The sequence below is a fragment of the Vibrio sp. Hep-1b-8 genome (assembly GCF_006124995.1).
In the GTDB taxonomy this organism is placed as follows: domain Bacteria; phylum Pseudomonadota; class Gammaproteobacteria; order Enterobacterales; family Vibrionaceae; genus Vibrio.
On the sequence record NZ_QEWN01000003.1, the window covers coordinates 94008 to 102298 of the forward strand.

The 8291-nt window shown below is 45.5% G+C and carries 7 protein-coding genes; all 7 read left to right on the top strand.

Annotation, left to right across the window (positions count from 1 at the left end):
* Window positions 1-13: 13 nt before the first annotated feature.
* The 7 genes from DA100_RS01830 (at window position 14) to DA100_RS01860 (ending at window position 8174) form a co-directional block, all read left to right on the top strand.
* Window positions 14-1498 (top strand): hypothetical protein, encoded by a 1485-nt coding sequence (locus DA100_RS01830; RefSeq protein WP_138970592.1) that lies wholly within the window; start codon window positions 14-16, stop codon window positions 1496-1498.
* On the top strand, window positions 1482-3062 hold the full coding sequence (locus DA100_RS01835) for a diguanylate cyclase (RefSeq protein ID WP_138970603.1): 1581 nt from the start codon (window positions 1482-1484) through the stop codon (window positions 3060-3062). The genes DA100_RS01830 and DA100_RS01835 overlap by 17 nt, the downstream gene beginning before the upstream one ends.
* Window positions 3063-3298: 236 nt before the next feature.
* A complete protein-coding gene (locus DA100_RS01840) occupies window positions 3299-3679 on the top strand; it encodes a DUF3302 domain-containing protein (protein WP_138970593.1) in 381 nt (126 codons plus the stop codon).
* The gene (locus DA100_RS01845) at window positions 3679-4809 is read left to right on the top strand and encodes an HlyD family secretion protein (RefSeq protein WP_138970594.1); all 1131 of its coding nucleotides are present in this window, start codon (window positions 3679-3681) and stop codon (window positions 4807-4809) included. Before DA100_RS01840 ends, DA100_RS01845 begins: the two co-directional genes overlap by 1 nt.
* 285 nt (window positions 4810-5094) lie before the next feature.
* A complete protein-coding gene (locus DA100_RS01850; protein WP_138970595.1) occupies window positions 5095-5643 on the top strand; it encodes an ECF-type riboflavin transporter substrate-binding protein in 549 nt (182 codons plus the stop codon).
* Window positions 5644-5649: 6 nt separating this feature from the next.
* Window positions 5650-7338: a DUF3744 domain-containing protein gene (locus DA100_RS01855; protein WP_138970596.1), complete on the top strand. Its 1689-nt coding sequence runs from the start codon at window positions 5650-5652 to the stop codon at window positions 7336-7338.
* Window positions 7335-8174 carry an energy-coupling factor transporter transmembrane component T gene (locus DA100_RS01860; RefSeq protein ID WP_138970597.1) on the top strand — a complete coding sequence of 280 codons (840 nt, stop codon included), beginning with the start codon at window positions 7335-7337 and terminating at the stop codon, window positions 8172-8174. Before DA100_RS01855 ends, DA100_RS01860 begins: the two co-directional genes overlap by 4 nt.
* The last annotated feature ends 117 nt before the right edge of the window (window positions 8175-8291 follow it).

Consider the following 8291-nt stretch of genomic DNA (forward strand, 5'->3'; position numbering starts at 1 on the left):
AAGGATTGATTCATTGGATAAAAGCCAGCGACTGTTAGAAGTCGAAATTGAGCAACTCAAAGGGCGAATTGAAACGGAACCCGATAAAGTGTGGGCGATTGCTGAGCAATGCGCCGCTCGCTCATCGCAGATCCTTTTCCCTGAAGGTGAAATCCAATGTCTAATCATAATGTCTCGTTGTGCTTGGTGCACAATGGAGTACCGCAAGGGCTTAAAGTACATAAAAGACGCCCATAGTAAACTCAATGCACTTGATACTGACGACCTCCTTCCAGAAATCTTACACATTCACGCCCTGCATTACTGGGGAGAAGCCAAATACTACTCCGCACAGCAATTTTGGATCAACGCGCTAGAGCAGTCTGCCCTAGTTGATGAAACAGAAATCCAACTCGAAGCACTGATTGGCCTTGGTAATGTCTGGCGTATCACCCACGAATACCAACTTGCCAAATCTACCCATGAATTAGCCCTTAAGGTGGCCAATAACAGCCGTATTGGCTGGCTCGAAGGTAAGGCACGAATCTTACTCGCTTGGGATCTGTATTTACTCAACAACTATGTGGAAATGCTCTCGGTTCTCGATGGTGCGATGGAAGTGTTAAAAGACCATCAAGATAAAACATGGCAAGCAGAAGTGTGGGATTTTAGAGGATTAGCCCTGCTAGGACTTGAGCGCATCGAGGATGCAGAACAAGCCACCAGCAAAGCTCACGAACTCGCCCTGCGCCACGATCTCATTTGGATGAAGGCGCACTCATTCATTAGCCGAGCGCGAGTCGAACTTCTCCGTAAAAGACCCGAAAAAGCCGCAGAATTACTCATACAGGCAGAACAGTCTGCCATTTCCTTCGACAATGGCGAGTTGCTATCGCAAATCTGTTTCCAACAATCTCGTGTCGCTGAAGAGTCGGGCGACTACCAAACTGCCCTTCAAGCGTTTCAAAAATATCGTAAACACTCTATTGCTATGCTCCGCGAGCAAACAGCAAGAGTCAGTAACGACAAAGCGCGCGCGTCTAAACGACAGCTCGAACAACGCGCCCGCAAGCTGATCAACCGAATTCGTGGTCAACATGAATTTGACCCAGACAAACAGTTAAGTCAGATGGTATCGGAAACCTATTGGTGGGAGCAGTTAGTTCTATTCAAGACTGAACTGAAACGATCGAACCATGCCGTCATTACCATCCAACACCATGACTCCAACTGCCTTGATGTCTGTGCGGAACTGACACACTCGATTTGTAATAAACAAGATCTGCTGGCTCGACTGAGCAGTGAACGCATCGGATTACTTCTGGCCGACAAAGGTGAAGAAGCGCTTAACGTTTTCCATATCCTTGCAAAAATGATTGAAATTTACCCATGGCACCGTCGTGGGCTCAACCAAGATTTACCTAAGGTTGTATACCAAGATATCCTCTCTTTCCCTTTCACATTAGAGCAGCTCGAAGACAGCCTGCAACAGGAAGATCATGATGGAAGCATTGTTTAAAAAGATATCTGACTCCGGTTTAGATGCAGCTTCCGTGTCCGGTGAAGAGGCATTGATATTTTGGGATCATGTCAGACTACATGTAGCAACCACATCGCAGGAAAAAGCACAGTGTTTAATCATTAGCGCTGAGTTTCGTTTTGAGCTGAAGCAGTTGCAAGCCAGCATAGATGAACTTAGACAAGCGTTAAGGTATCTCTCTCTGCCTGAAGACGCTGAGCTCATTTTAGAGATACGTAACGCACTTGCAGATAAACTGGTAGAAAATGGGGATTACCATGGCGCTCTTGGTGAATACAGCAGTTCATCGACGATAGCGGTCGATAACAGCTTCATTGATGCTTATGTTCTTGCGGTCATAGGTATGGGCAACTTATGCGATGCCTATGGCGATCACAACCGCGCACTGCGTTATTATCAAAAAGTTGACAGTATCGACCATGCCATTAGTAGTCGTTCGCTCCGTTTGCGTTACAAACTCTATATGTTGGCCTGTTATATCGAACTCAATCGAACCACCGCTGCAAGCGATCTGATTAAAGAGTGTGAAGAGTTAAGCATCCTAGTCAGTGACAAAGTTCTGTCTGGCCAAATTCTTCTCTACCAAGCAAAGTTATATCGACAAAGCAGACAACTAGACTCAGCGATGCGTTGTCTTGGCAACGTACAGTACACGACAGGTAACATTCACTCGACTTGGCTGTCTAACATGATCCGTTTAGAACTTGCTGCCTGCCTGTGTGAAGTAAATAAACCTCATATTGCAAATTGGGTTCTAGAATCAACCCGAAAACGAATCAAACAATACGCGTCTCCGATCCTCAACCTTCAGCTATGTAACTCGCTGGCGGAAATTAGCGCACAGAGAGATGATTTCAAAAGTGCCCTAGAATACCAAAAAAGCGCCTACCGGATTGAGAGTGATCTAATGAAGAAGATCCCAATCGGGGAGTTAGGCGCCAGTCAACTACGTCGACTTTCTCGTTTTGAGTTGCAATTAAAACTGATCTTGTCGGAGCAAGAGAACCGAGAGCTGAAAGAGACTACAGAAAGCCAAAAACATACCGTAGCTCAGCTTCAACAAGATGTGTTTACCGATCCTTTGACCTCTCTACACAACCGCCGTTGGTTAGATGTCAAACTGAAAGACTTGCTGTTGCATGATGTGCCATTTGCTTTGATGGTCGTCGATATCGATCACTTTAAGTCGATCAATGATGAGCTGAGCCATTTGGTTGGAGACAAAGCTATTGTTAACGTCTCCCACGAACTTTCAACCTATTTCAAGTTTCGTGGTGCTTCATGTGTGCGTTTTGGTGGAGAAGAGTTCTTGGTGATTCTCGAACGTTCTACACTCGAGCAGGCTGAATTGCATGCCGAAAACTACCGTGAGCGTATTTTCAATTTTGGTTGGCAAAATATTCTTGGCGAACGCGGACTAACCGTGAGTATTGGCATTACGCTCCATCGCGAGGGTGAAAACACCCAGCGCACATTTTACCGAGCAGATAAAGCACTTTATCGAGCCAAAGCAAATGGGCGTAATCAAGTCTGCACTGAGTAGTCAACTACTGAATAAAGAACAAGGAAAGTACCAACAAACCGAAAGCTACGCCTGACCAAGACATATTACGGCAATCTCTCCCTGAAAACCCATCATTCCTCGCATAACGTCGCTGTGCTTTAACTTTCGACAAAATTGTAACCAATTAATCGCTAATTTGTTGTTTTTATTTCTATACTTTATTTCTCAACCGCCGTACGATTTAAATTTAGAAACACAACTACAGGGACTTAGCTATGTTTTTAGACTACTTCGCCTTAGGGCTGTTGGTCTTTGTTGCCCTAGTTATCTTCTATGGCATTATCGTTATTCACGATATTCCCTATGAAATAGCTAAAGAGCGCGGGCATCCCCACCAAGACGCCATTCACTACGCGGGCTGGGTTAGCCTCTTTACTCTTCATGCCATTTGGCCATTTTTGTGGATTTGGGCCACCATTTGGCGAAAAGAGCGGGGCTGGGGATTTCAAAAGCTCGAAGAAGAGCAACATGATATCCACCATCGAGTTTCCACCCTCATCGATCAGGTTGCTCAGTTAGAGCAGGAAATTGCAACCCTCAAAGCAACCCAAAGCCAGAAAAAGCCTGATGATAACAATAAGCAGGAGGAGCAATAATGGATTTACTACTCATTCTGACTTATGCCGCGCTGTGTATTACCATTTTCAAAGTATTCAATATCCCATTGAATAAGTGGACTGTCCCAACAGCAGTGCTTGGGGGCGTGGTTTTGATCGGTACGCTGATTCTATTAATGAACTTCAACCACCCATTTACTCAGATCGGCAATCAGGTTTTCTCTTCAACACCGATCGTGTCTGGCGTGCGTGGTAAAGTCATTGAGGTCCCTGTCGAAGCAAATAAGCCATTGCAACAAGGCGATATTTTGTTTCGAATTGATCCCGCCCCTTATCAGGCCGAAGTGGCTAAGTTAGAAGCTCAAATCAAAGAAGCAAGCCAGGGAGCCCTTGGCTTAGAGTCTAAGCTTCAGGCCGCCAAAGCCTCAGAAGTACAAGCGATTGCTGAACGAGATAAAGCACAAAGAGAGTTCTCGCGCTATCAACGTGGTTACGATAAAGGTGCGTTCACCGAGCAACAACTTGATACTCGCCGCCAAGCCTACAAAGCGGCGCAAGCAGCCGTTGAGTCCGCAGCAGCGGGCGTTGAACAAGCTGATCTAGCGCTAGACTCTGTGATAGGCGGTGAAAACACCACTGTTGCTCGCCTTTTAGCTGACCTTCGCAAAGCCGAGTTTGATTTAGAGCAGACCGTCGAGAGAGCGCCCACAGATGGCTTTGCCACACAACTTGCGCTGCGACCTGGTGTGATGGCCGTACCGCTACCGCTGGCACCGGTTATGACTTTCGTCCATACCGAAGAAAAAATCTATACCGCCGCGTTTCGCCAAAATTCGCTACAAAGACTAAAACCAGGTTTTGAAGCTGAGTTTCTATTCAGAGCGCTACCAGGAAAAGTGTTTAAAGGCGAAGTGATAGAGGTTCTACCCGCCATAGGCGAAAGCCAGTTCCAAGCTCGTGGTAGCTTACTTGGTACTGAAGCATTGAGAACCAGTGGACGAGTCTTTGTGACGCTTAAAATTACTGACGACCTCACTGAGTACCAACTTCCTTTAGGTACTGCAGTTGAAGTGGCCGTCTATTCAGATAGGTTCAGCCATGTTTCTATCATGCGTAAAGTCCTGATTCGAATGAAGAGCTGGCAAAACTACCTCTATCTCGATCATTAACCCTACCAATCAACAGGCCTCCACCATAGAGGCCTTTTTCATTGGCAGGATTAAGAACGGCATTTTTAATCAGTAAAAGAACCAGCTACTTTTTAGCCATCCAGATAGTTAGCTTTCCAAGCTCAAACTCTGAAGGTATAATCTGCGCCTTACGAACTTAGGTGTATAAAACTTAATCAAATAAAGCACCTATCATTGCGTTCTTTTACAACTTCATTGCCATTCATTCGCTCGTTGTTCATCGCTAAAAGCACGGATGAAAGGATGTAATACAAAAGGTTATCTATGAACTTTTCAGCAAAAACAGTCGTGGTCATTGCGATCGGCGCTGCACTCTACGGTATCGGCGGCCTGCCTATGTTTGGTATTCCAGTTTTCGCCAATACAACACTTAAACCAGCAATGGCTGTATTAGCTCTTTTCTCTGTACTATTTGGCCCTATCGTTGGCTTCCTAGTTGGATTTATCGGCCACTGGGTGACCGATTTATTTGCTGGCTGGGGAGTATGGCTAACTTGGGTTCTGGGCTCAGGCATTGTCGGCTTGGTGATCGGCTTCTTCCCTATCTTAACCAAACAGCGTATCTCTCAAGGCCACTTCGATAACAAAGATTTTATTCTCTTCGTTCTCCTTGCTTTGGTTGGCAATGTATTTGCCTACGGCTGTTCAGCCTTGCTCGACACCGTTCTCTACGCAGAACCATTCACCAAGGTCTTTACTCAGTTGACGATCATCGCTGCGGGTAACACCGTTCTGATCGCCGTTGTGGGTTACTTTATCCTTAAATCTGTCGCAAAACGCAACAAACAAAGCCGCAATCTTTCTGAGGCTTAAACGATAATGACCATTGAATTTTCTGACTTCTCTTTTAGATATGAGTCACTGGATAAACCGACGCTTAAACATATCAATCTAAGGATAGAGAAAGGAGAGAAAATCGTCATTATAGGGCCAAGTGGTAGCGGAAAGTCGACACTTGGCCAATGCCTGAACGGTCTGATCCCCCACGCCATCAAGGGCGAGACTTCAGGTCAATTGCTTTTAAATGGCAACGCGGCGACTCAATTGGATCTTCACCAATACACAGAGCAGATTGGTACGGTGTTACAAGACACCGATAGTCAATTCGTTGGGCTGAGTGTAGGCGAAGACATTGCCTTTGCATTAGAGAATCAACTGGCCTCGAACATCGAGATGTACCCTATCGTCAAGTCAACAGCGCAAATGGTAGAGCTCGGTGACATGCTTGATCGTTCGCCACACGATCTATCTGGAGGCCAGAAACAACGTGTATCGCTTGCCGGCATTTTAGTAGATGATGTTGATACTTTGCTGTTTGATGAACCACTTGCCGCTTTGGATCCAAAGACAAGCCGAAAAACCATCGAGATCATTGACCAGTTGCATCGTGATTCGGGTAAGACAGTCATCATCATAGAGCATCGACTAGAAGATGTTCTACACCGCCCCGTAGATCGAGTCATTCTAATGCAACAAGGAGAAATTGTTGCAGACATGACACCCGACGCATTACTGGCGTCAACTCTACTCGAAACTCATGGAATTCGTGAACCACTCTACTTAACGGCTCTAAAAGCGGCCAATTGTCCGTTGGAACAATTGAACACTTACTCCTCTATTAAAGAGATGCCTATCACTGGCTATAGGCCGCACTTTGCCAACTGGCAGAGTCCAACCAAAACGCTTACTCGCTCAGAAGATTGTCTACTTACCATCAACGAGTTAACCTACTCTTACGACGGTGAGAAGAATGCGTTAGAAAACGTCTCTTTTACTATTTCTCACGGCGAATTTGTGTCTGTACTCGGCAAAAACGGTTCCGGAAAATCGACGCTTACCAAATTAATTATGGGTGTGATCGAGCCAGATTCAGGTTCTATCTGTTTAGAGGGAGAAGACATTGCTACTCTTTCTATCTTTGAGCGCAGCCAGCAAATTGGTGTGGTGTTACAAAACCCAAATCATATGATTTCACACCACATGATCTTTGATGAAGTTGCCTTTGGTTTGCGCAACAAAGGATTGTCAGAACAAAAGGTTGAGAAGAAAGTGCTCGATACCCTTGAACTCTGTGGTTTGAGCAAGTACCGAAACTGGCCAATTGAAGCGCTAAGCTATGGACAAAAAAAGCGTGTGACCATCGCTTCAATCCTTGCTTTAGAGCCTAAGCTGCTGATTCTTGATGAACCTACCGCAGGACAGGATTATTGCAACTACACCTCTATGCTGAACTTTGTTCGCAAACTAAATTCGCAGTTGGGTATTACTGTCATGATCATATCCCACGATATGCATCTTGTGCTCGAATACACTGACCGCTCAATTGTTATTTCTGACAGCCGCTTGATAGCAGATGCGCCGATGACTGAAGTTTTCAGCCAGCCCGAGCTACTCGACAAAGCCAATCTAACCACCACTAGCCTATATGATCTGGCAGAGCGTTTAGATGTCGCCGATATCAATGCGTTTATGCAGTACTTCATCCAACTAGAGAATCACGCAGCATGAAAGCTTCTAAAATGAAGTTTGGTATCAGTTATGTCGATACCAAGTCGCCTTTGCATGCACTAAATGGCATTACCAAGTTCGCCTTATTTATGGCTTGGGTCACTGTAGTACTGACCACTTTCGATATCCGATTGATTGGTTTACTGATTGTGGCAGGCCTATACTTACTAAAAATCACAAAAGTACCTTTCAAAGTTTACAAACCTTTGCTCATTGGTACAGCCAGTGTCTTAACACTCAACGCACTATTTATGTTTTTGTTGGCTCCCCAGCAAGGCAGTGAATACATTGGATCAAGTACTGTTGTGTTTAATCTTCCTGGCCACTATTCGCTAACTCAAGAGACTCTGTTCTATTTGGTTACGGTCACTCTCAAATACTTCAGCATGTTCCCAATTGCCTTGGTATTTGTCTTTACTACTCACCCGACAGAGTTTGCAGCCAGCTTGAACCGCATTGGCGTGCCGTACAAGATTGCGTATGCCGTCAGTCTGACATTGCGCTACCTTCCTGAGGTCAAGAACGATTTCGTCAATATCATGCACGCTCAACAGGCCCGTGGCCTTGATATATCAAAAAACACACCTCTAGTGCAGCGTCTACAAAACGTGGCGAAGATCCTTGGTCCTCTCATTTTCTCAAGCTTGGACCGAGCAGATGAAATATCCAACGCGATGACGTTAAGAGGATTTGGACGCCACAATACCCGTTCATGGTATAGCTCAAGACCACTAGGCAACACGGACAAACTCTGCCTGCTAGCCATTGCGGTCATCGTCATATTGGCGGTAGCTAAGCGCTATCTAGAAACCGAATTGTTCTGGTATCCGTTCTAGTAAATTACCACCTTCTAAAGAAGGTGGCTTTGTGTGAGCCCCCTAAAAGGGGGCCTTTGTTTAATCCAACGCCAACTGGTGCTGCTCTACTCGCTCTTGCTTCTCTTGATGTCTTAC

Excerpts from the sequence above, each read along its gene's own strand:
- DA100_RS01860 (WP_138970597.1), top strand. The coding sequence starts at position 7,335 with ATGAAAGCTTCTAAAATGAAGTTTGGTATCAGTTATGTCGATACCAAG.
- DA100_RS01835 (WP_138970603.1), top strand. The coding sequence starts at position 1,482 with ATGGAAGCATTGTTTAAAAAGATATCTGACTCCGGTTTAGATGCAGCT.
- DA100_RS01840 (WP_138970593.1), top strand. The coding sequence starts at position 3,299 with ATGTTTTTAGACTACTTCGCCTTAGGGCTGTTGGTCTTTGTTGCCCTA.
- DA100_RS01850 (WP_138970595.1), top strand. The coding sequence starts at position 5,095 with ATGAACTTTTCAGCAAAAACAGTCGTGGTCATTGCGATCGGCGCTGCA.
- DA100_RS01845 (WP_138970594.1), top strand. The coding sequence starts at position 3,679 with ATGGATTTACTACTCATTCTGACTTATGCCGCGCTGTGTATTACCATT.
- DA100_RS01855 (WP_138970596.1), top strand. The coding sequence starts at position 5,650 with ATGACCATTGAATTTTCTGACTTCTCTTTTAGATATGAGTCACTGGAT.